Genomic DNA, 25,685 nt, shown 5'->3' with positions numbered 1-25,685 from the left:
CGTATTGTCGAAGGACAGCAACATGAAATTTCTGAGATTTCGTGAGACTTATCAACTACTGCTCTTATTCAAAGATCTGGTCCTTCTGCTGCCAATGGCTTATATGCTTATAGGCTGTAGCCCCTCTAAAAATAAGCCCGTCCCCCAAACCTTGATCATGATCGATCAGGGTTGGTTGAGCAAAGAATTTCGAGATTGGCATGACCGCGAGTTTCGCGACTTTGCAAAAGAATCCGGAGTGCAAGTAGAGCTTACTCCCTCTCCTGAAACGGCACTGGACCAGCTGGCTCTATGGCAGAAGCTTCTTTCCAGCAACTCCAGTACTCCGGATGTTTACGCAGTTGACGTGATCTGGCCCAGACTTATAGGACGCTATCTCGTTGACCTAAATCCATACTTGTCGGATCAAGACCGGGCGAAATACTTCCCTTCTCTTTTGGCGAATTACACGGTCGATGGAAAACTCGTTGCAATTCCCAGTCGCGCAGGCTCTGGAATCCTCTTTTATCGCACTGATCTGCTGCAGCGATACGGATACAAGAAGCCCCCAGAAACTTGGGAGGAACTTGAAAAGATGGCCGCCCGAATCCAGGCAGGAGAACGGGCCAGGGGCAATAAGAATTTCTGGGGATATCTCTGGGAAGGTGCCCCTTCCGAAGTATTGACCTGCAACGCACTGGAATGGCAGGCATCGGAGGGTGGAGGCAAGATCGTTGAGGATAATCGCACGATCAGCGTAAACAATCCACAAACAATCCGTGCCTGGAAAAGAGCAGCGCAGTGGGTGGGAACAATTTCGCCTCCAGGGATTCTTGCCTATAAAGAATGGGATGCCATGAACCTTTGGCAATCAGGTAATGCAGCCTTCATGAGAAATTGGACGGCTGCATACGTTACGAGCCGGAGTTTTGCTTCTCCAATTCGGAATAAATTCGATGTAGCAGTTCTTCCTGGCGGACGGGCTGGCCACGCCGCAGTTCTTGGCGGACTTGGTTACGGAGTATCGCGTTTTTCCCAACATCGGAAACAAGCCATTGCACTAGCTCTTTTCTTAAGCCGCGAGAGCACTCAGACCGAACAGTCACGATTGATAGGAGAACCGCCCACCATCCCGGGTTTGTATCAGAACCATGAGCTGATAACCAGCTTTCCCTACTGGAGGATCTTTACTCCTCAATATGTGCAAGGACTAGTTTCCCGGCCGGCCTTAGTAACCGGTGAAAAGTATGGCGAGGTTTCCAAAACCTATTTTGAGACGGTGCATTCTGTCCTCTCAGGCCAGAAAGATGCCACCGCCGCTGCTGCCGAACTCGAAAGGAAACTGATACAGATCACCGGATTCCCGAGCGGAAATCCTCCCCAAGCCGTAAGCCAGGGACATGGGCAATAGGTAGAAAGAAAACTGCAGTTTTCTCTCTACCTATCAAAAGTAGCTCTATACAAAATGGCGGAATAGGAAGAACAGGCAGCCTGAAAGTGCAGCTGCAGCGGGCAAGGTGCAAACCCAGGCCAGCAGGATATTGCGAATTGTCGGAAGTTGAAGCCCGCTTCGATTGGCAGCCATCGTTCCTGCCACACCCGAACTAAGCACGTGGGTTGTGCTAACCGGTAGTCCGAATTTGTCAGCAACATATATAGTTCCCATCGTTATCAGCTCAGCCGATGCACCTTGCGAATAGGTCAACTGTTGTTTGCCAATCTTTTCGCCCACGGTAATAACGATCCGTTTCCAACCAACCATGGTTCCCATTCCGAGAGCCAAGGCGACAGCGACCTTAACCCAAATGGGAATGAACTTCGTGGCGTTATCCACCTTCTTCTCGTAGTTTGCCAAGACCTTATTTTGTTCAGAGCTGAAACCTCCAGCATTCGACTTCTTCATCAAACGAAGGGTTTCGCTGGCAACATACATATCATTGCGGACGTTTGTCTGTTGGTTATCTGGAACAGCAGAGAGGCTCTTGTAGAGTTGAACCTCATTTGCGATGTCACTGACCATCTGGCGTTCTGCCAGAAGTGTGTTTGGCGTGAATTGCCGGGTTCGAATGTATTGAGTGAGCTCTGCGCGAGGATTCTGCATTGTGGCACTGGAATCCAGGCGGCTATTCAACACTTGGACAGCCTGTTCGGAGACAGCCACAAAATCCTGCACCTGGTTGTATCCGATGGTATGGTTCAGGGCATAAGCCGTAGGTACGGTGCCGATCAGGATAAGCATGATCAGGCCCATACCCTTTTGTCCATCGTTAGAGCCATGGTAAAAGCTGACGCCGGTACAGGTCAGGATAAGGAGTGCGCGAATCAGAAATGGAGGAGGCTCGTCGTTCTTTGGGGACTCATAGAGGTCTGGGTACTTGACCAGAGATTTGAGCAATATCAGAAAGAGTGCGGCACAAAGAAAGCCGACAACAGGCGAAATGAAGAGAGCACGAAAGACATTTGCCGCCTGAGCCCAATCGACCCCGCTGGTTCCACTTTTTGTGGTCATCAGCTGATTCACGATCCCTACCCCGATGATCGAGCCAACCATCGTATGAGAGCTTGAAGCTGGAAGTCCCAGCCACCAAGTGCTCAGATTCCAGAGAATCGCCGATACCAACAGGGCAAAAATCATCGCAAAGCCGGGTCCGGAGCCGACTTGCAGAATCAGTTCAATGGGCAAAAGGGAAAGAATGCCAAAGGCCACAGCCCCCGAAGAAGCAAGAACCCCGGCAAGGTTCCACAATCCAGACCAAACAACGGCTACATGGGGTTCAAGGGAATGCGTGTAGATAACCGTCGCTACAGCGTTCGCCGTATCGTGGAATCCATTAACAAATTCAAAACCGAGAGCAATGAGCAACGCAACGCCAAGAAGTACAAATGGCCAAATCGTTGGAAAGTGAACTGGACTCAGGTCACTGGAAAGATGTAACGCTGCATAGGCGATTCCGCCAATAGCCGTCAGTCCAAACAGAACCACACCTAGCTTGCCAGCTGGTTTGGGTTTGGCCTTTAGCTTTTGATCGAGAAGCGATTCAACTCGAGCAGGTGGAGGAGCTACAACTACTGTTGATGACTCCATCAGTCTGCTCCAATATCTATCGTGCTGAGCACACTAGCAGGCCGAATGGACAAAGCTGATGACATAAAGTCGAACAAAACTTGACGCTTTCGCGAGTGAAGAACAGAGAAGTATACCAGCAGGCACTCCCTAAAACGAAAAAAATAAAGCGTCCAGGCTCCATCCATTAAGGAATATACCTGGCTCAAAAGAATAGTTTATCGCTAGATACAAATTCGTCGGGTTATCTCTTTCGAAGAATACTCACTTTTTAGGTTATTCTCTGGCTTTGCCTATCCTTCTCCCTTGACAAAACCATCAGCAACTATATTTCCGATACTCTCTGATATGACACTATCCATTGGTATTCAAGGACAAAACAAGTCGTCTGGAGTTCTGAAAACCAGGATATTGATAGAATAAGAATGAAGAGGTGTTTGTATTAGTTGATTGCAGCAGAGCAAGCTTGTTTTGAGGGTCAAATTTGACCTTTATTTGCTCCCCGATTACCAATATGCTGCACAACCGATTACCAATGGCCCTGACTCCCGTCTTCCTGAGGCCGAAGCTCTTTTGTTTAATAAAAAGTTGCTCGCCACATCCTTCCGTTTAGCACGCTCTCTGCCTCATAGTGATCTCGATAAAACATCGAAACAGCAAGCAAAAACCTTATTGCAATCCATTTGCAATAATACGCAACTGATCTGCATCTAAATCCGCGAATCAAAGCACTGTTTCCGTCACAAAAACTGCATTTTCGCTTAATCTTCAAGAATAAAGCAGATTTTAAAAGTATCTGTAATTGATACCAATTCGAAAAAATGAAAACTTTTTGGTTCATGAATGAGCCCGAACAAATATTTGTACAACCATCCGGTTCGAACGCCGGGCACTAAACAGATTCAAGAAGACAGAGAAACTCGATGACAATCGATCCCCTTCCGGATACCGAAAATATTCGGAGACTTCCCAAACTTATTGGGGACTCGCTGTAGCACAACAGGACATTCCATTATGCTGGAGAGGTTCGAATTTTCAGTACCGATCACCAATTGCCATGCCCAGGGTTTCGATCAGTAGCGTTTGGCATCAATTAATGTGCTACTTTCACAGCCTCGGGCATCTTTAGATAGGGAATGACTCTAGCGCGCTGACATGACAGCTAACTTATTTCGGCATTTTCGTCGCGAGGAATGGGCGGCCTTACGCTCAAACGCTCCTTTATCTCTTTCAGACAACGAACTTGCAATGCTCCGCAGTGCCTACGATCAGCTTTCGCTGAAAGAAGTTGAGGAAATCTATCTGCCTCTATCGCGCTTCTTTCATCTGCATATGAAAGCGGCTCGAAATCTCAATTTGACGCGGGATATTTTTCTAGGGAAGGAAACAGTTCCAACTCCCTTCGTAATAGCGATCTCCGGGAGCGTTGCTGTCGGCAAAAGCACGTTTGCGAGGGTCTTTCAGGCATTATTGAGCCGCTGGCCTGAGCGTCCGAAGGTCGATCTGGTTACCACGGATGGGTTTCTTTATCCCAACGCAGTATTGGAAGAACGTGACTTGATGCAGCGCAAGGGCTTTCCGGAGAGCTATGACCTGCATCGCCTCATAAACTTTCTCTCCGAGATAAAGACAGGGGCTAGTGAAATTCAGGTGCCCTTGTATTCACATCTCAGCTACGACGTACTCAAAGATGAGCACCAGATTATCCGCCGGCCTGACATCCTTATTTTTGAGGGCCTAAATGTTCTCCAGGCCCCGCGAGGAGCAGGTGTCGTAGCTTCGGATTTCTTCGATTTCTCTGTCTACATCGACGCTGATGAGGCAGACATCGAGCATTGGTATATCGAACGCTTCCTATTTCTCCAGCAGACCGCATTACAAGAACCCCGTTCCTTCTTTCACCGCTTTAAGGACCTGCCGCAGAATGAAGCGGAACAGCTTGCAGCAAAGGTATGGAATGAAATCAATCTGGTTAATCTGAGAGAGAACATTGAGCCAACCCGCCTTCGGGCAGACCTCATACTGCACAAAGCATCCGACCATTCCATCCGTGAAGTGAAGCTACGTCAGATCTGACAGAGAAGTGAAAGCCTCAAGGTCCTGGCCAGACGGCCAGGACAACTTACTGAAATTAATAGACTTCCCAAACATCTGCTCCATCTCTCAGGGAATTCATTAAGACATGGCGAGTTTTCTTTTGCGACAATAAAGGTGCTGAACTCGAGAAGATCTTGCCTGAATCGTACAAGAGCAGATCATTCCATCACGGATGTGAACGTCAAACTATGAATTTTGCTTCGATCTATCATCAGGGCTTTGCCAGAGTGGCCACATGCACGAGCAGGTGCAGCATTGCCAACCCACCGGAGAACGCCAAATCGATCCTTGAGGTGGCACGTGCCTGCGATGCACAGGGAGTTGCCTTGGCAATCTTCCCGGAATTGGCTCTTTCTGGCTATGCGATCGAAGATCTGCTTTTGCAGGACACCTTGCTCGAATCGGTCGAGCACACGATCACGAATCTTTTGTCAGCCACAAAAGAGCTCCGTCCTGTTCTGGTAATTGGCGCTCCGCTTCGTTATGCAGGCAGGATTTATAACACTGCGCTGGTCATCCACAGAGGCAAGCTTTTGGGTGTGGTTCCAAAGACCTATTTACCCACCTATCGCGAGTTCTACGAACGCAGGCAACTGGCTTCGGGAGATAACGCAGAGGGGACTATTTCTGTAGGGGGTATCGAAGCCCCGTTTGGATCAAAGCTAATCTTTGCAGCCGAGGATCTGCCCGGCTTTCGTCTGCACGTAGAAATTTGCGAAGACTTCTGGGTTCCTATCCCGCCGAGTTCTGAAGCAGCTCTGGCAGGTGCCACAGTGCTGGCCAACAGCTCCGGAAGTCCGATCACAATCGGACGTGCCGATACGCGACGTCTTCTCTGCCGATCCCAATCTGCACGGTGTCTGAGTGCTTATCTGTATGCAGCCGCCGGTGCTGGCGAATCCACAACAGAGGTCGCCTGGGATGGACAATGTGTCATCTTCGAAAGCGGCACGTTGTTGGCAGAAGGCAGCCGCTTTTCGAATGAAAACCAGATTGTAGTGGCGGACATCGACCTGGACCGAATTCGTCAGGAAAGAATGCGTATGGGGACGTTCGACGATAATCGGCGTGTCCATGAGGCCCAAACCAACAGCTTCCGGACAGTGAATTTCCGTCTGGAACCGCGGTATGAAGACATCGGCTTTCAGCGCACCGTCGAACGATTTCCCTTTGTTCCCGCAAACCCGGAGCGCCTCTCACAAGACTGCTATGAGGCCTACAACATACAGGTGGCGGGACTGACGCAACGTCTATCGGCAACCGGCATCAAGAAATTGATCATTGGCGTCTCCGGCGGCTTGGACTCGACCCAGGCGTTGATCATTGCAGGAAAGACCGTAGACCGTCTGGGACTCTCCCGCGAGAGCATCGTCGCGGTCACGCTCCCCGGCTTCGGAACAGGAGAAACAACGAAGGCCAACGCCATGCGTTTAATCTCCTCCCTGGGAGCAACGCACAGAGAGATCGACATTCGACCTGAAGCATTACAGATGCTCAAGGACCTGGGACATCCCTTCGGAAGAGGAGAAAAGGTCTACGATGTGACCTTCGAAAATGTGCAGGCAGGATTGCGCGCCGACTACCTCTTCCGCTTAGCAAATCACGAAAATGGCATTGTGGTGGGAACCAGCGACCTCTCGGAGCTGGGATTGGGATGGTGCACCTACGGTGTAGGCGACCAGATGTCGCACTACCACGTAAATGCAGGAGTGCCGAAGACTCTTATCCAACACCTGATTCGCTGGGCAATCAGTTCGAAGCAATTTGAAGCTTCCGTACTCGAAACCTTGGACTCCATTCTGGCTACTGAAATCTCCCCTGAGCTAGTTCCGGCTGATAGTGATGGTGAAATCCAAAGCACAGAGGCCATCATCGGGCCCTATGATCTGCAGGACTTCCATCTGTTTTACACGCTGCGTTATGGCTTTCGCCCTTCCCGGATTGCCTTCCTGGCATTTCATGCCTGGCGCGATGTAAACCAGGGAAGCTGGCCGACAGGTTTTCCGGCAGAAAAGCAGCGTTCCTACACGCTGGCAGAGATCCGGCATTGGCTGCGAGTGTTTCTTTATCGCTTCTTCACCACCAGCCAGTTCAAACGTTCAGCAATGCCGAACGGGCCCAAAGTCACTGACGGAGGAAGCCTTTCGCCCAGAGGCGATTGGCGAGCCCCATCCGATGGAAATGCCAAGATTTGGCTTGAAGAATTGGAACGGGATGTGCCGGAAGAGATCCGCTGAGGCGGAAAGAATGGCCATTCTTTCCGCCTCATTTAGAGCAAAATTCCGCTCTTCTTTACGCTGGGCAAGTCCACAATCTATGCGGGGAAGCCCCCAAAGTGCATCGTATGAAAGGGAGTTGGATTCTCCCAATTTCATAATTCAGGCTTCGGAATAAACTAAAGATATGACTACAGCCGCGCTCACAAGTGAACAGCTCACGCATGAACAGAGATTGGATCGCCTGGCCGAAGTTGCCATCAAAGTAGGCCTGGGCCTGGAACGCGGGCAAGAGCTGGTAATGACCGCATCGCTCGATGCCCTGCCGCTTGCACGTCGAATCACCGAACATGCCTACAAAGCGGGAGCTTCCCTGGTTACAACCCTCTTCAGCGACGACGAATCGGCTTTGATGCGTTATCGTTTCGCTCCGGATGAGAGCTTTGATCATGCTGCAGCATGGCTATACGAAGGTTTGGGGAAGGCTTTCAAGAAGGGCGCCGCAAGATTGGCCGTCACAGGTGCCAATCCTTCCCTGCTGTCAAATGAAGATCCGGAAAAGGTAAGCCGCGCCAATCGGGCGGTGTCCAAGGCTTATCGTCCCGCATTGGAGTTAATCACCCGCCACGAAATTAACTGGACAATCGTTGCCAGCGCTACTCCTGCATGGGCAGCGGCCATGTTCCCCGAAGACAAACAGGAAATCGCATTAGCCAAGCTGTGGGATGCGATCTTCAAGACTTCACGTATCGATGTAGAAGATCCTGTTTCCGCCTGGAAGGCACACGATGCCAACTTACATAAACGTGCCGATTATCTGAATGAAAAGCGCTACTCAGAGCTACAGTACCGGGGGCCGGGAACCGATTTCCGTCTTGGCTTAGCCGATGACCATCTATGGCTGGGTGGCGGCACAACGGCCGGTAATGGCCTGTATTGCATCCCCAACATGCCAACGGAAGAGGTCTTTACAACTCCGCATAAAGATCGGGCTGAAGGAACGGTCACCGCCACAAAACCTCTTTCACATCAGGGCACCATGATCGAGGGAATTCAGGTACGTTTTGAAGGCGGACGCATTGTGGAAGCACATGCGACCAAGGGCCAGGAAGTTCTCCAAAAGCTCATCGAGACGGACGACGGAGCCCGGAGACTCGGAGAGGTTGCACTGGTTCCCTACTCTTCGCCAATCGCCAGCAGTGGACTGCTCTTCTTCAATACGCTATTCGATGAGAACGCAGCTAGCCACATCGCTTTAGGCCAAGCCTATAGCTCCTGTCTGCGTGATGGGGAGAAACTCACCTCAGAAGAATTAGCAGCGAAGGGCGCGAACGATAGCCTGATCCATGTAGATTGGATGATCGGATCGAATAAGCTCGATATCGACGGGGTCACCGCCACAGGAACGGTAGAACCACTGATGCGCCAGGGAGAGTGGGTGTAGAGACCTACCCTTCGATTTGCAGTATCAAACATCCTTTAAGGCCCGCAACCTGGCGGGCCTTAAACGTTATGGCAAGTCATTTTGCCTTTGACGTCATGCCTCTGCGCTGAGAGACTTTCACATATGGCATACCGAGGCAAAATTGAGTATGCGCATCAGCGCAAAATTCGTGAACGTAACAAGGGTTATTACCGCGTAGCTCACTGGCCAATCTGGATCTGGGTCTTCTTTTTAGCGCCAGGCCCACTGACCTTTTCTCTCTTTGCAACTGGCTTCCATGGTCCTAATTTCATATGGCTCCTGATTGTAATGGCATGCACCGGAATCGCAGGATGCTACGGGCAGTTGCCGGGAGTAGAACCACGCCCTTATATTTTGAGATTTGACGAATCCAGACCAAATCCTCTCTATAGGAAGATCTGTTACACCTTCGCCTGGAATGCATTACTCTCCTTCATGCTGCTGAACTTGGCAGGATTGGTTATTGCAGTGACGACAGGAGTGTGGATGCTGAAGCAGGTCTATAACTATGGATACTTCCCTGTCTGCCTGTGCATTCTGCTCTTAGGAGCGATGGGAGTTTTGCCTCGGGTACGAAAGACCACTCGTGGCGAAGGAATTGAACGGCGCTATTTTTACGGTGCTGTTTGGTCGATAACAAGTGCTCAGACAATTCTTCTTGTCCTCTGGCAGGTATTGCCCAAAAATCACACTACCGACATTGTGAAGCTAATCATTTACGTAGGCATACTCGTAAGTCTCAGCTTTGCATCCTCCCGAGGAGCATTGCCACGTACTCGCCCCATATTAGCGGGAGAGTGGATGGTAGCAGACTGATTTCATAAACCCCGTAATGAATAATTGAGAACAAAAGAAAGTGCCCGGCTCTCTTGGCGAAAGACCGGGCACTTTCAATTTCAGCGTTGATATCTATCTTCAATTGGAAGGTTCGTAATATACCCAATCTACATCGACGAACCCTGGTGCTTCTGTCTTCAGATCGGTATTGAAGCTGAAGAGAGCAGGGCGTGCAGCTTTCCACCAGCTATAGAAGATTGGCGTGGTCTGACCAAGATGCTCAAAGGATTTTCCACCGTCAGAGCTATAGGAATAAATAGCTGTCTGATGCTCTACATGCACGCGCAATTGAAGATCGCTAGTTTTGAGCGCAGGCCCTGAGGCTTCTGCATTTGAAGCAGAGTACACCAGCGACCTCTTCCCTTCTGCCTGAACTACCCCAATCCAGCTGGCTTTATCGGAAAAGATAGATAACCCGATGCGTTGGCCATTTTGCATTCCCCGTACATCCAAACCCACAGTCAAGTCGAAGGCTGGGTTCTGCATCATTTGTGTAAGAGTGTTTCTTGCATGAACAAGATCAGGAGCAGGCAATGCCTTCAAACGGAGAAATCCTGGTCGCTCCGAAAGTGACCAATAGGTGTTCTCGGGATTATGATTCCATTCCCATTGCGGCCCGAGAACCTTTGTCTTGAATTCATCCGAGGTCTGAGGAACATGAATGGGATAGGCTTTGCCGACATCGGGCTTCTTCCATTCTGTAGCTGGTTCTCCGCTGGTACTCCCCGCTGAAAATTTGCCGACAACAGGCCAGCCATCAACCCATTTCACTGGCTCCAGATATCCGATACGACCATACGCGCCTGCAAAATGGAAATGGAAAAACCATCCCTCACCATTCGGTGTCTCTACATACCCGCCTTGATGCGGCCCATTTACATCCGTGCTCCCTTGAGAAAGAACAGTTCGGAATTCGTATGGACCATAGATACTCTTTGACCGAAGAACTGCCTGCGGACCATTCGACACGCCTCCATATGGAGCAAATATGTAATAGTAACCGTCACGTTTATATAACTTAGGCCCTTCCAGAACTGGCAGGCTCTTCGATTCGACAATGATCTTGCCCTCGTCCAATACGGACTTTCCATCGGGAGCCATTTTGTGCAAGATCAGAGGCCCCGCTCCAGTTCGAGAATGTATAAGATATGCGCTTCCATCGTCATCCCAAAAAGGACAAGGATCCTCCAGACCGGATTTTGCAATCACCGCAACAGGTTTGCTCCACGGCCCTGAGGGGGAATCGGCCGTACTCAAAAAGATGCCTTCATCTGGAGTGGGAAAATATACAAAGAACTTTCCCTCGTGATAGCGAATTGCCGGAGCCCATGCGCCACGGCCATAACGATCTCCGCCTTCCAGGTTATAGGCAGGACTCAAATCCAATCGGGGAAAGACATGGCCAATGATGGTCCAGTTCACAAGATCATGAGACTTCAGGATGGGCAATCCCGGCATATAGTGAAAGCTGGACGCCACTAGAAAATAGTCGTTCTTTACCCTGATCACATCGGGATCGGAATAATCCGCATAAAGAACCGGATTCCTAAAACTTCCATTTCCCAGATCTGACTGAGCCATACAGAACGGCATCTCTCTGGCCAAAAACAAAGCCAAAACGGAAAGTAGGGTCTTCCAGTTTGCCCTGAACATATACTTGAATTTCGGCATAGTAGTAAATCGTCTTAGTAAGAACCTGCAATTCTAGAACGAGATAATCTTATGCCGAAATACGATTTACGCCTTTTTCAGTCGAGATGCTTGAATCGAGTGACCCGCATCCCTTGAGAGCCCAAACAAGTTTCTCAGGTGTTTGGGCTCAATCAGGTAGTTCGTGCTTCCGCTCTTCATGGTCTGTATTACTTACCGCAAAGCAATATCGAAGAAGTTCGCAAGCATCTTTTTGCCGGCTTCTTCTATTTGTATGCGTTGCTGCTCCTGTCCGCTGAGCAAACCTTCAGGAAGATGTTCCTGCCATTCCCTCCAGGTACTGGAACTAGGCTCAACGTGAAACTGCAGTCCATAGACGCAGCGGCCAAAACGGAAAGCCTGATGCGGATACAATTCGCTCGACCCTAACAGCGTCGCCCCTATCGGCAAATCAAAGGTATCGCCATGCCAATGAAATACCGGAACCGAAGATGCCAATCCACTAAATAGAGGATCTTGTTTTCCGGCAGTTGTCAGCTCGATGGCTCCAAAACCAATTTCAGACTGAGGGCCAGGAAAGACCTTGCCCCCAAGAGCATTGGCAAGTAACTGCGAGCCAAGGCAAACTCCCAACACCGGGCGCTGAAGCTGTACGACCTCAGCTATCAATCGAGATTCTTTTGTAAGGAAGGGGTATTCCGACTCTTCATAAACACCCATCGGCCCACCCATGACTATCAGCCCCTTGACGGCATCCGAAGTAGGAAGCTGTGTATCCTCCTGCACCTTGATGACCTGAATCTCCTGGCCACGTGCCTTCGCTTCGGTTGCAATCAATCCAGGACCTTCCCAGGAGACATGTTGAAGTACAAACCATGTAGACTTCATCACTCGTGTGCTCTTTCCTCACTCACTCTGTTCAGAATCTAGCGTCCCATCTACTGGCCACTCCGGAGGCTCGCATTCCGGACACTGATTGTTAATAAACTCGAGCCAACTCAAGATATCAAGCATGGTAGGTAATCGCTGACCATCGCGACTCCGATAGCAGCCGAAGATTTCCGCAAACTTGTCAGTAATATACACTGCCGCTGCAGCAAGACCGTCCGAGGCAACAGCACCCAGCGCCCGATGCAAACGTCCATCCACATCCACTAGAATCGGAAATGGCAAATCATGTACTGCCTTCAGTTCACCAACTTGATTCAGAGAAGCGCGAGTAAGCACCAGCACCTCTGCTTCCAGACTTTTAATCTTGTCATACTGAGACGCTATGTCCATAAGCAGGCCGGTTGTTTCCTCTCGCTGATCGGCAAGGATCAGCACAAGGTTGAGCTTTCCTCTGTAATTCGATAAGCAAATCCTCTCGCCGTTAAGAGAACTCAATTCGAAATCTCTCAGGCAATGTCCTTTAGATGGAGCTCTATCAATAGGCGCAAGCGCACCTGCAGCAATTTCTGCTTGTGACACGACACTTCTCCTTGTGGATTTGCATTTACTGGTTGAGATGAGAGAATTGCGTATTTTGCTGTCAGTCGATATATATCGTGTCACACGAGTATTGCTCGATGACTTTTGTCACAGGAATCTGCGTACGGTAGTAGTCATCAAAAGAGCAGATCTATTTCGATGGGCGTATCTTCGCGGCATCGACAATGCCCGATCCTTCCAACACTGAGTAGAAATGATCGGCATCAAGATTCAGAAGCTTCTCGGATTTGCCGGAGGGCCAACGAATTTCTACCCAATCGATCTTCTTTGCCTCGGATAGACCAAAGTGCACGCGAAAATCGCTCTGTGAGAGATAGCTACCGCCACTACGGACCTCATCCGTCTGAGTCATTCCACCGGCAGAGATTTTTACTCGGGCTCCGATAGCCATGCGATTGCTTTTGGTTCCAGCCAATTCGAAGCTTACCCAATGTTTTCCAGGAACGCCGTTATTGTGAAGAACCATCGGCTCTCCATCGATATCGTTAATGACAACGTCCACATTGCCATCGTTATCCAGATCCCCAACCGCTAGTCCACGGCTTACCCGAGGTTCCGTCAATGCGGGTCCAGCCTGCGCACTGGCATCGCAAAAGCTACCATTCCCATTGTTCATCATTAGGTTTTTGGGCTGCCGATAGCGTGCACCGGTTGGCAATTTATCCACCTGAGGATAGACTTGCCCACTGACGGAAATCAGATCGAGCCAGCCATCGTTATCTGCATCGATAAAAGCATTGCCCCATTTGACCCAAGGTAACGAAGCAAACGCTGCACCTGACTTATAGGAAACATCTGTAAAATTCCAATCACCATCGTTGCGATAGAGTGCATTGTTCTCATCCGCAAAATCGGTGATAAAAATCGACATGCGCCCGGAATGATCGTAATCCCCTATGGCTACACCCATAGAGGCCTGTTCTGCACCTTGATCGCTTACAGCCGTACCGGATTCAAGGCCTATATCGGTGAACTTCCCAACACCATTATTCCGGTACAAGAAATTCGGAGTTGAATCATTCGCAACAAAGATGTCCGGCTTGCCTGTATTGTTGAAATCAACCCATGCAACACTTAACCCGTAGTATCCGCTAAAATCTTCCACCCCAGCAGATTTCGTCACATCGGTGAAGGTTCCATCACCATTGTTATGAAATAGAGAATCACCGGCACCACCTAAACCACGAGGTCCACATTGCACATCAAGACCTCGATACATACAGGTCGGTGTCTTGCCAAATCCTGGAAGATCTGTGAGCTTGAAATCAACATAATTTGCCACCATCAGATCTACAAATCCGTCGCCGTCATAATCACCGAAAGCAGCTCCCATCGACCAACGGCCATCGGCAACACCGGCTTTCTCCGTAACATCGGTAAAGGTCCCGTCTCCGTTGTTTCGATACAAAGTATTGCCGCCCAAACAAGTCACATAGATATCCGGCCAGCCATCATTGTTATAGTCTGCAACGGCTCCGCCCATAGCAAAACATGGATGGGCGACTCCGGCTTTATCGGTGACGTCGGTAAAGGTCCCGTCATGATTATTGTGGTAGAGGGCGCTACGAGCCTTCTGCTTATTCAAGGCCATCTCAATGGTTGGGGCATTGGTGAAATAGATATCAAGCCAGCCATCGCGATCATAGTCAAGGAGCAGAACACCTCCACTCATCGACTCCACGATATATTTCTTTTCCAATGCAGCCAGGTGAACAAAATTGATTTTGGCCTTCCTGGTTACATCCACAAATTGTGGGACTTTGTGACCGGTGCAGACCTGTGACTTTGCTCCCGGAGGGGGAGGAGGAGCAACCGAATGTGCTCCCTGGCCAAGAGCGAATGACGAAATAAGAAGTAATACAGTGAAACCTATTCCCCAACTATATCCGCGTGGTACCTTCATCGTTCTTCTCTCTTGGAAACTCTTTGCCATCGGCCATAATCTACCGCAGCAGAGGACAAACTCTATGGAGTCTGTTGGCCCCCCATGCCCGATTGAGGAGCTTCATGGCTCTTGATCTCCCTATAAATAGCGAGTTCTCGATCTGCGTCAGCGATTCGGCCGGCCTTTCGATAGGCGGACTGCAATTGATAGTGAATGTAGTCTTTTCCCGGAAGGGCCTTAGCCGCGGTCTCCAGATGGGGAATTGCCGCGGAGATATTTCCATCTCCGAGTTGAGCCCTTCCCAATTCATAATGGGCTTCCACATCGGAGGTACTGAGTTGGACAGCCTTTTCCAACTCTTCAATCGCCTTCTTGTTATCACCCTGATCTATATAGATCTTGCCGAGCACCCGATGCACCTGACCAATTTCAGGATGAGCTTTCTCCAGAGCCATCAAATGATCGAGAGCGGCCTTCGTTTGACCTGTCTTTGCCAGCGAGGACGCATAGACATATTCAACTTGAGGAACTGAACTCAGAGAAAAGCCCTCCGCCTGTAAGGTACGGATGCAGCCTTCATAGTCCTTGGCCGTAAACTGGCTAATCCCTAGCATTGCACGAATGTTCTGGTCGTTAGGGTGAGCACGAAGGTAGCGAGATAAAGGAAGGACCGCCTCATCGAATCGCGAAGCCGAAACAGCCGCCCGTCCCCAGTTGTAATCGAGTCCTTCAAGAGTAGGATTCCAACGTGCGGCCTGTTTAAAGCTCTCCAGTGCTGCCGGGTAATTCTGGGCGATGGCAGCTATCGCCCCTAGGTTGTTGTAGCTATCGGCAACTGCAGGGGTAACCCGATGCTCAAAGGCTTCCAGTTTTTGTATCGTCTCCGGATCGGAAGAAACATCGGAATCTGCAGAAGAGGCTTTTAATGCCAAACGAGGATCCCTACTTGCCGACGAACCAGGCTTATCGAGAAAATCTGCCATACGCTGTCTGTCTTGCGAGAGAACATGCTTCATCAGAGCTTGGGCAGATTGCATCTCCTCATGTGCTTCCTGAGGATTCCCCTTCTTCATCAATATTCGGCCAAGCAGATAATGGGCCTTCTGGACTTGGTAGCGATTGCGGGATTCGTCCTTTGTGAGTCGGATACTCTGCCGAAGAGAACTTTCTGCATCGTCTGTGCGCCCCAGATCCACATACATCTGCCCCAAATAGAGAAACGCATCAGGGCTATCGGGATTGAGTTCTGTGGCCTTCTTTAGATACTTTTCCGCCTCGGCGTAGTTGTGCTGAATCATCGACACTTTGCCCAAAGCAGCGTAAGTAAGAAAATCGTTCGGAGAAATAGCCAGCTCTTTCTTCAGCTCCGCTTCCGCATCCGCCAATTGAACCTTGGCATCATCTCCAACCGATATATATGTAGCAGCCAAGCAATAATGTGCTGCGGGATATTTGGGATCTTTTTGAATTACTTTCTTAAATTCTGCGATGGCATTCTGTTGAAAGTCCGAATCGCCATAGGCCCGGCCAAAATACATGTGAATTGCCGGTGTATCGCCGAATGACTTCTCCATCTCAGAGAAGACTTGCGTTGCGCAAGCGCCATCTCCGATATCAAGACAGGTGACACCGAGGGCGTATCCATTCTCAAAAGTAGGGTCGAGAGCGACTGCTGCTTCCAACTCTTTCCTGGCATCCTTATCCCGGCTGTTTTTTCTATATGCCTGCCCAAGAATCTGGTGTGCCTGTGCAAGTCTTTTGCGATCGGAAGGATAATCGTGGATAAACCTTCTTGCTAATGCCTCTGCATGAGGAATATCCCCAAGAGTCAATGCAGCCTGTGCATACGCAATACGCAGGTTCGGAGAATCCGGAGACAAGGCAAGAGCGTCGTCGAAAAGCGAAGCAGCTTTGGAGTAGTTTCCCAGGTGCGCACGGCCAACCGCCAGTTCGCCCAGAACGTCTGCCAAAAATTCGCGGTACTTTTCTGCCGCCTGTTCGAGATTGCCCGATTGCTGAAAGCGTTGTGCCTCATCATAGTACTGCTGCAGATTTGAAGTACTATTCGCTTCTGTGTGACCACCCCTTTGTTGCGCACAAAGAAACATAGGCAGGCAGCTCAGGAGAAGAACTCCCAGCACGCTCTGGATAGAACAAATGGATACTGGTGTTTGCCGCAACATTGGATATTCGCTGGAAGTATACGCTGTCACTTCAGGGGAGAACCACTGCAATTTGAATTTGTCTATTTTGAGTATGCCCGGCTGGAGCTTCTAAGAACATGCCGGGATGGAGCTTGTTGGCTCCATCCCGGCATGGTGGTTTGGCTTATCGCTAGAAGGAATACTTTACATCCAGCTCGATAACTCTCTGATATGGGTTTGCTGTTTTTGAATCCATGAAGCCCCATGTCTTTGAGATCGAGGAGGTGTTCAAGCGCATTGCCTTGGTGTTGTAGTCCACAAGGTACCGGAGGGTTATCTGGTCTTGAGAACTAAATTGCGGTAATGGGTGATTCAGCCAATTGAAGGCGGAGGCACGGAACTCAACCTGGTGCCCTTCGTGCACTTTGAACGCCTTACGGAGAGCCAGGTCATTGTTAAAGTAAGATCCCATGCTCATATAAGGATAGTTCTTCCCACCATAGGCTCCAATTGCAGGCGCGGCGAAGCACTTTAGCTGAACACGTTGATACTTCGCTAGTCCGCTATTAGGGTTGCAGGTAAGAACCGGCTGAATTGCTATAGTCGCGTCCGTACCATAATAGGTGTTAGTACCGAGAGTGGAGTTTACCGATTTCGCAGTCAGATATTGTTGAGGAATGTTCTCATAGCTCAGGCTCATGCCAAAGTCGGGTTTCCCGTTTCCAAGTAAAGCGAGCAGGTTCCCGCCTGCCTGCCAGGTCGAAATACCCGAGATTGACCAACCATTAATCAATCCCTTAACTATAGGATTGCCGTGATAAACATTCCCGACTTGATACATGTAGGAGGCATTGAGTACATATGGGCGATCAATAGCTTCCACACCGTAGTTGTCGTGAATATCGAACGGATTCTTCTGCAAACCGGTACCTAAAGTTTTGGACCAGGTCCCGTTGACGTTGTAGATAAGCTTCCCCGTTCGTTTCATCCAGCTAATCTGCAAGCCATTATAGTTTGTGTAACTCTGCGACTTGGGCACAATTACGTTAGCTGTTCCGTATGCATATCCAAAAGGCCGGTAATCGGAGGCACTGTTGCCGTTTTTCGTTCCATCGAGATTAGTATCAATCTGCTCTGGGTTTTGGGCAGTGACACCAGTAACCGGATCTGGCTTAAAGAACGCGCCGAGCGGAGCCTTGTTCTGATCGGCAAGAGAAGTGAAGTTGCTGCCCTCAATAGTTTCGCTGTAGTCATTAATCTGGCTGCTGCTGCTACCTACGTAGGCAACCTCCAAGAGAGTATTCCACTTCAGTTGCTGATCAACGGTGAAGTTGTAAGCATAGGTCAACGGAACTCCATAATCCGTTGGGTTTAGTCCTGTTTGCCCTCCCGTGATTGTCTGACATGGAGGAGTGGTACACTTTGCGGGAGTTAACCGCCCAATTTGGGACAACAACACCGACTTGTCAGAAGGAAGATTATAGTTATGCACAATCTGCGCCGTAGTTAACGCGGCGGAGTAGTCATTGTATTGCCCCATAAAACGATAAACGCCCCAACCACCGCGAAGCATTGTCTTGCCAGTTCCAAAAACATCGTACGAGAGACCGAAGCGTGGAGACACAAATGCGAGGCGATTCGGTTGTCCGCTTAGAGGTATTCCAGGATCGATTCCGTGCCAGTAGAAGCCAGGATTGATTTTGCCGGCGGCATAATCCGAGGCGACTCTGTCAGGGAAGAAGACTGCCATACCGGTACCCTGCCGATCATACCAGTGTCCGACATGCTCGACACGCGCACCGAGGTCCAGTGTCAAACGAGGCATAGCTTTCCAAGAATCCGACGCATAGAAGGACAGGACTTGGTAAGCCATGTCGCTGACAGGAGCGGAATCGCTTTCGTTATATCCGGTCACGTTCCCCATGATGAAGTTCGCAACTGGATTTTGTGGAGAACCGACCAGGGTGTTGGTGATGATGTTCGTTTTCTGACCACCGTAGTTGCTGATGTTTCCACTCAAATTCGTGTTGAAATTGCCTTGCAAGTTGCTGGTATTTTGAGTAAACCCACCCGCCTTGAAAGTATGGTTACGCCAAGCAACAGTCAGATTGTCAACGAATGCCGGAACTTCCTTACGGACGATGTATTTTCCTGCAGGTTCAAAGATATCCGCCTGCGAAAAATCAGGGAAGGTATAGTTGCCAGCCGATGAGTAAGAAGGAATCAGCTTTGACTTGTTGTAAACAGATCCGTAGCTCGACGGATAGCTCAGAGTGGACTTATTTGCTGCGGTAGTGCTGTTAGGCCCTGTCGGAAGATCAGCAAAAGCCCAGCTAGCGATGAATTCATTCGTGGTAGTAGCGTTAAAGATGTGAATAAAGTGTCCAGCTAGTGACTTACTGCGGACAATGCTATTCAGGCCGCCACCAGGATACGGAATTGAATTTCCCGGAGTCCAGTAGATATGGGCTCCATTTCCCTGTGCAAGCTGAGATGTATAGCCCTGTTGATAGGAAACATAGAACTTTGTATTGTCACTCAGGTTGTAATCCATGCGTGTGCGGAAGATCCAACCATTGTTGACGTTGATAATCGGCTGATAGTAGTTGTATCCGCCAGGGGTAGTATTGGGATCGGCATTGGCTTTGGGCCAGAAGCTGGCAAGCGCCTTTGCACCCGGATCAAGAAATGCCGCAGGTATATGACCGTTGGTTACTGTGCTTCCATCCGGCAAAATGGTTCCACTCAGATCGTTGCACCACTTGCCCGATACTGTAGAAGAGAAGCCACCGGGACAAAGTTTGGCATTCTCAGGATCGCTGCTTGTAAAATTCCCGGCCATCATTGCAGGGGTTGGAATATAGGATCTCAAACTATTGGCATTGCCCTGGTTTTGGAGTAGCCGCTCATAGCCACCCCAGAAAAGAAGCTTCTTGTTGGTCTTCGGAACTGGCCCGCCGAATGTTCCTCCTGGGTAGTAGTAGTGGGCACCAGCTTTCTTAACATTTTGCCTGTTGGATTGCCAATCGTTGGCGTTCAATGCATCGTTGCGCGCATAGAAGTAGGCAGAACCGTGATAGCTTGCGCCTCCCGATTTGCTAATCGCGCTAATGACGACAGGTCCAAACTGAGCTTCGGCACCGAAGTTGGATGCTTGCACCGTCATCTCCTGAGTCATTTCAGGATCGATGGTCGCTAGAGCACCTGCCATGTTGCCCGGATCGATAATGCTCACGTTGTCCAGCAAAAGTGCTGAACCACCACGATTCGGCACACCGTTAACACTTAAGCCATTCCCGAGACCGCTGGTAGCGGCCGTAACATTGACGGTGGTGTAACTGGATCCGGCGTTGGTCAGACCGCCAGAGGTTGTTGTTACTCCCGGTAACACTTTCAACAACTCTGTCGTATCACGGCCTACAAGAGCCAAATTCTCGATATCCTTCGATTCGAGAACAGCAGCACGCTGCCCTCCGTCCGTGGTAATGATTTGTGGAGCTGTCTGAACCGTTACAGACTCCTTTGCGGATCCAACAGCTAGAACAAATGTCGGAACCTTGATCTGGTCTCCGCCGTGCAAAACGATGCCGGTCAGCTCTTTACCTGCGAAGTTTTTCGCTTCTACTTTGACACTGTAAGCACCTGGAAACACCGCGGTGAAGGTGTAGCTCCCGACATCATTGGTCGTAACAACACGATTATCCTTGGTGGCTTCATTGATCAAAGTTACCTGAGCACCGGGCACCACTCCTCCGGATTGGTCTTCAACCGTTCCGGTAAGGGTAGCCGTAACTTGTCCCTGAAGAATATGGGAACTGCCAAGAATAGCTAAGACCGCTACGATCGCCCCCATCCTCCAAAATGCCGACTGCCGAGATCGAGTGTCGGAATGCTCTTCTCTAGGTCTACTTGCATGCCTGCCTAGCAGCATAGCGAGTACTTTGTTGGAAAGCTTGTCTATAGTCACACACTGCCTCCTGATGCAACCTATCTAACCGAAGTTGAGATACACACTTTCTCTGGGACACTACTGCCGACGCCCAGAGAACAGATTGGTGTGCGGCAAGGACTATAGGTAGCCGAATTCATGGATGTCAAGAGAAAAGCGCTTTAGAAAAACGATTTATTCATCGATGTCAAATACCCAAACCGGTACTAATCCCAAAATTCATAGCAGGGATTTGTTGATGCTACAAAAAATCATTTATGGGCTTTTTCATAGCAGACACGGACTGTCATATGACGCAGCTAAAGCCTTTTAATTCAACATATGACAGTCGATGCCCGTTTAGGAATTATGTATGACCGCTATTTAACAGATTTACCTGTAAACATTTCCCAGGGACTAATCTCTTGCCTATTCACTACCGGAAACAATAGACTCTCCTCCGAGGCTGGAAGGTGTAGCGTATGAGAGAAAGTCACACGATACAGGAAGTTTCAGCAACACCACATACGAGACAAGCGGCTTTTGTTCCTTGCTGTGAGGAGGAGCGGCAAACAGTACGCGACCAGCTCGAACGAATTCTTTCCAGTCCGGCTTTTCGAAACAGTAAACGCTATGCTGCCGTGTTGAGATTCATTGTTGAACGCGCACTGGACGGCAACGAAGGTCTCTTAAAAGAACGAACAATTGGAGTTGAAGTCTTCGGTCGGGCTGCCGACTACGACACTTCAACCGATCACGCCGTTCGTAGCGCGGTTGCTGAAGTACGGAAAAGATTGGCACAATACTATCAAGGGGAAAGTACCTCCTCAGAGCTCAAGATAGATTTGCAGCCCGGATCCTATGTCCCCCAATTCCGGGAATCCGGATCCGAAACGCTCTTTCCAATCTGGCCACAGGAAACAAACTGCGAGCAAATTCCGTTCCGCCCACGCCTGCTTAGCACACCGAAACATCACAAATGGCGTTGGCTGATCTCTTTAGCACTCATGCTGCTTGTGATCGGTGGAGGATTAACCTTATATATAGAGCAGCAAAAATACGAACCGTTGAAAAGCTTCTGGCAACCGGTCTTGGACGCCCACGGACAAGTACTGTTGTGCGTAGGCAATGTAGCTGGAGCTCGCCAGAGCGTCGCAGATCCGCTAATAAGCAAAACACCTATTAACTTGGCGGATTACCACAGTCTCGACAATCAAATCATCTTGATGGACGACGCAATCACTCTGGCAAAAATTGCTGGGCTGATGCAGGCGAATCAAAGATCTTACCGTATCGAGTCACAATCGCGCACAACCTTTACCGATCTGCAGAATGGACCTGCGGTACTCATCGGCTTAATGAATAACGATTGGACTGAGCGGCTGGTAAACAATCTACGTTTCTCGGTAGAACGCACGAGCCCCTGGGTAGTAACCATTCGCGACCATGAACATCCTAATAATAATGATTGGTCCTTAAACTATTCGATGCCTTATCTGGAGGTGTCGAAGGATTACGCATTAATCGTCAGAGTCACAGATCCCAAAACGGATCAGATGGTAGTCACGATTGCAGGGCTTTCTGTCTTCGGGACCCTTGCGGCAGGAGAGTTTGTCACAAACCCCCAAGAGATGAAGAAACTTGACTCCTTGACCTCTGGCGGTCTGGCTCACAAAAACCTGGAGGTCGTGATTTCGACCGACGTGATTCGTGGGGAGACCGGGCATCCCGCGATCCTGGCCACTCGTTTCTGGTAAAAACCTATGAGATATTTAAAGACATAGAGTCGCCACGGTCTGTTTTCGGCAACTCCCCTCAACCGAAATCAAGTACACCATTGCGTAAGCTACTCTCCATCCTGTTGCTGGCTATCGTCAGCCTCCCAGCTATCGCTCCGCTATTTCTGCGTGACGGCGACGGAGAAGCCAGTTTGCCACCTTGTTGTCGTCGACACGGGAAGCATCATTGCGCAATGAGCCGCAGCTGGTACGCACAACTTCTCGACCAAAGTCCGCACTTTCGCGCCGTAACGGAAAAGTGCCCCTACCGTCCAGGGACCACAGCCTTTTCCCATAGCAGGACGTGGGCTGTTCCGACAACAGGAGGGATCTTTGCTGAGTTAATCAGCCATCCTTCTATTGCAGTCCAAACGGAATCGAAATGGCGAATCGCACAAATCCGTTGCCGTCAAAAGCGAGGCCCGCCAGCTTCCCCCCTTACATAAGACTTGCACTCGCACTGACTGGAATATTTTCCGCATAGGGATAGACTCGCCAGCAATAGAGAGTTGCAGCTTTCCTTGGCCGAAAGTTGCTTAAGCTCTTGTACCCGGTCTACATCTTTGCGGGAAGGCTCCAGCCTCAGCTATACAGCGCAGTGATGCGTCCATCCCCAAACGCACCTCTCAGGAGAACGTATGAGTTTCCCTCGCAGACTCGTGTCTGCAATCGTTATCTTTGCTGGTCTTCTCCAACTCCCGGCTGACCTGCCCGCACAAAGCTCCGAACATAACGCAAGCATTAGCGGTATTCTTTCCGACCGCTCCGGAGCATTTTTGTCAGGAGCAACTGTCAGTATTCATTCGGTTGAGCAGGACCAGAGCTGGACGGTTCTAACAGACTCTCATGGACACTATTCTTTCCAGCATCTGTCTGCCGGACACTATACACTTACGGTCCATCAAGCCGGCTTCTCGGAATTAGTTCGAACCATTACGCTAGGCGGCACAGAACAAACAAAGCAAACCTTGGTGCTAGGCATTGCGTCAATCGTCCAGCAGATAAATGTCGATAGTGGCCCTGTCAATGACGGACTTAGTTCTAGAGAAATCCGCGAATCGGCCGCACGCGATCTAGGCGATGCAACGGACGAGCTTCCGGGGGTACAGAAGGTACGCAAAGCAGGTATCGCCAACGATATCGCGATCCGAGGCTTATTCCATGACAACATCGCGACGACATTTGACGGAGCAAGGCTATATGGAGCATGCACCGGACAGATGGATCCGGCGGCCTATCATGTCGATCTTTCCGAAGTAGACCATGTAGATGTGGTAAAAGGCCCCTTCGATATCTCAACGCAGGGAGCATTAGGGGGCTACGTTAAAGTTCTGACCAAGGCTCCAGACGGAAATGGACTTTTCTTTAGCTCCAATGTCGCAACAGGCTCCTATGGCTACTACAATCCCTCCAGTACCGTCCAGTTCGGGAATAATGGCGTTCATTTCCTGGCAGGTTATTCGTATCGAACTTCGGAGTTTTATCGTGACGGGAATGGCAGGAAAGTAAGCGAGCTAGGAAATTACCGGAACAACAATCAGGATCTACAGGCCTTTCGGACTCATAGCATATGGACCAAGCTTGCCTTTGAACCAGGCCGAGACCAACGCGGTGAAATCGGCTACACACGTCAGCAAAGCGGCAACCTACTCTACCCATATATGATGATGGATGGCATCTTCGATAACACCGACCGCTTCGTTGCTCGCTATGACCATCTGCGTAGACGCGGATGGGTACATGACATTCATGAGATGGGATATCTCGACAAAGTCAACCACCTGATGGACAACCGTCTTCGTTCAAGCTCCGGCAATCTTCCGCTCTCCATGAGCGCACAGGTTGTATCTTTTACAAGTGGAATCCGTGTAGATGCAGATCTCGCACAGGGATTCACCATCGGCTACGAATTTTATCGGCGGCATTGGAACTCTAACGGTTACATGATCATGTCGATGAAAGGCATGCCGATGACGTCATACTCTCGTTCTCTTCCCGGAGTAACAGAATTCGTGCATGGCGGTTACATCTCCTATCGTCATGCTTTTGGCACGAATCTCCTGCTCACGGGTGGAGGCCGCTATGACCATTCCCATACAGATGCATCGAAAGCACCTTCGATACTCTACCAGGCTTATCATCGGACAGCTGCAACTACAGCAGATGATTCCGGCCTTTCGGGAAATGTAAAGCTCTCCTGGCAAGCGACTCCCTCAACATCCTTCTTTACAGGAATCGGCAGCAACATTCGTTTCGCCGACCCACAGGAACGGTTCTTCCTCAGCGACTCATCAAGAGGGAGCGGTTGGGTTGGAAATCCGCTTCTGACGCATCCACGAAACACCGAATTTGATCTAGGTGTCACAACAAGAAGAGAAGGGTTCGCCTTAAGCCCGCTCTTATTCTTCAGCCGTCTTGACAACTACATCACCCTGTACGCGGCCCAGCGTCAACAAGTGATATCCGGGGTCCTCTCCACAACGGCACAGAGCTATACCAATGTGCAGGCATACCAATGGGGAGGAGAGCTCTCAGGCAATGCACCCATAGCCAAGGGCCTTACTGCATTCGGAACACTGTCTTATACGCGTGGGACCAAAGTTCCTCAACCGAAGAACAACATCTTCAGTAGTAACCTTTTTCAAGTTCCTCCAATGAAGTCGCAACTTGATCTTCGCTATAAACGGCGCAATCTCTACTCTCAGGTATCAGCCGTTATTACCGGCCGACAAGATCATGTCGATCTGGATGAAAAGGAACTGTCCACGGCAGGATATTCTGTCTTCAACACAAGACTGGGATATCGCACAGCCAGTTTCCACCTGGAGGGCGGTATAAACAATTTGCTTGCCAGAGAGTATTCTGAATTCCTCTCGTATACACGCAATCCTTATACAAACGGTATTCGACTGCCAGAACCGGGAAGGAACTTCTTCTTTAATTTTTCTTATACTTTTTCCCGGCTTAGCAATCAAAGCCATCGTTCGCAGTGACGGAATCTGCATGCAGTCGAAATGAATTAGGTTGTTCTCGCAGAGAACGACCTAATTCATTTCTTTCTTCTCCAACGACAGCATCTTCGTTTGTCAGAGAACTCATATCAACCCGTAACAATAGTCAGTAAGAACGAAACCTCTGCAGGTGTATTAGA

The 25,685-nt window shown here is 49.7% G+C and carries 14 protein-coding genes; 7 read left to right on the top strand and 7 right to left on the bottom strand.

Translation table 11 applies throughout. The features are described 5' to 3' along the window. Positions 1-22 precede the first annotated feature (22 nt). Positions 23-1,390, top strand: coding sequence for an ABC transporter substrate-binding protein (locus tag AC6I7T_RS19215; protein WP_497789109.1), 1,368 nt, complete (start codon positions 23-25; stop codon positions 1,388-1,390). Between the two features lie 45 nt (positions 1,391-1,435). Here the strand turns inward: AC6I7T_RS19215 and AC6I7T_RS19210 are convergent, their stop codons facing one another. Continuing rightward, on the bottom strand, positions 1,436-3,064 hold the full coding sequence (locus AC6I7T_RS19210) for an inorganic phosphate transporter (RefSeq protein ID WP_497789108.1): 1,629 nt from the start codon (positions 3,062-3,064) through the stop codon (positions 1,436-1,438). Positions 3,065-4,198: 1,134 nt separating this feature from the next. On the opposite strand from AC6I7T_RS19210, the gene coaA reads away from it, so the two are divergent. The 4 genes from coaA to AC6I7T_RS19190 all read left to right on the top strand — a co-directional run bounded on the left by coaA (position 4,199) and on the right by AC6I7T_RS19190 (position 9,637). Beyond that, complete coding sequence (gene coaA, locus AC6I7T_RS19205) at positions 4,199-5,119, top strand: type I pantothenate kinase (protein ID WP_497789106.1); 921 nt, start codon at positions 4,199-4,201, stop codon at positions 5,117-5,119. 209 nt (positions 5,120-5,328) lie between these two features. Next, positions 5,329-7,377, top strand: coding sequence for an NAD(+) synthase (locus AC6I7T_RS19200; protein WP_497789105.1), 2,049 nt, complete (start codon positions 5,329-5,331; stop codon positions 7,375-7,377). Between the two features lie 166 nt (positions 7,378-7,543). Next, entirely contained in the window at positions 7,544-8,800 is a 1,257-nt protein-coding gene (locus tag AC6I7T_RS19195; protein ID WP_497789104.1) for an aminopeptidase, read from the top strand. Positions 8,801-8,923: 123 nt separating this feature from the next. Then, positions 8,924-9,637, top strand: a complete 714-nt coding sequence (locus AC6I7T_RS19190) for a hypothetical protein (RefSeq protein WP_497789103.1) — start codon at positions 8,924-8,926, stop codon at positions 9,635-9,637. A gap of 99 nt (positions 9,638-9,736) precedes the next feature. Here AC6I7T_RS19190 and AC6I7T_RS19185 read toward each other — a convergent pair whose 3' ends face one another. From AC6I7T_RS19185 to AC6I7T_RS19160, 6 genes are all read right to left on the bottom strand, one after another. Next, entirely contained in the window at positions 9,737-11,239 is a 1,503-nt protein-coding gene (locus AC6I7T_RS19185) for a glycoside hydrolase family 43 protein (protein ID WP_497789102.1), read from the bottom strand. Positions 11,240-11,521: 282 nt separating this feature from the next. Further along, a complete protein-coding gene (locus AC6I7T_RS19180; RefSeq protein WP_497794622.1) occupies positions 11,522-12,196 on the bottom strand; it encodes a type 1 glutamine amidotransferase in 675 nt (224 codons plus the stop codon). Positions 12,197-12,214: 18 nt separating this feature from the next. Further along, positions 12,215-12,778: a peroxiredoxin family protein gene (locus AC6I7T_RS19175; RefSeq protein ID WP_497789101.1), complete on the bottom strand. Its 564-nt coding sequence runs from the start codon at positions 12,776-12,778 to the stop codon at positions 12,215-12,217. A gap of 151 nt (positions 12,779-12,929) precedes the next feature. Next, positions 12,930-14,702, bottom strand: a complete 1,773-nt coding sequence (locus AC6I7T_RS19170; protein ID WP_497789100.1) for a CRTAC1 family protein — start codon at positions 14,700-14,702, stop codon at positions 12,930-12,932. 62 nt (positions 14,703-14,764) lie between these two features. Beyond that, positions 14,765-16,792: a tetratricopeptide repeat protein gene (locus AC6I7T_RS19165; RefSeq protein WP_497789099.1), complete on the bottom strand. Its 2,028-nt coding sequence runs from the start codon at positions 16,790-16,792 to the stop codon at positions 14,765-14,767. A 226-nt stretch (positions 16,793-17,018) separates the two neighbouring features. Continuing rightward, positions 17,019-20,795 carry an outer membrane beta-barrel protein gene (locus AC6I7T_RS19160; protein ID WP_497789098.1) on the bottom strand — a complete coding sequence of 1,259 codons (3,777 nt, stop codon included), beginning with the start codon at positions 20,793-20,795 and terminating at the stop codon, positions 17,019-17,021. Positions 20,796-21,238: 443 nt separating this feature from the next. On the opposite strand from AC6I7T_RS19160, the gene AC6I7T_RS19155 reads away from it, so the two are divergent. Then, a complete protein-coding gene (locus AC6I7T_RS19155; RefSeq protein ID WP_497789096.1) occupies positions 21,239-22,513 on the top strand; it encodes a hypothetical protein in 1,275 nt (424 codons plus the stop codon). A 659-nt stretch (positions 22,514-23,172) separates the two neighbouring features. Next, positions 23,173-25,527 (top strand): TonB-dependent receptor, encoded by a 2,355-nt coding sequence (locus tag AC6I7T_RS19150; protein WP_497789095.1) that lies wholly within the window; start codon positions 23,173-23,175, stop codon positions 25,525-25,527. Positions 25,528-25,685 lie beyond the last annotated feature (158 nt).

It is taken from the genome of Humiphilus diazotrophicus (assembly GCF_059726315.1).
This window is presented reverse-complemented; position numbering and strand designations above follow the sequence as displayed.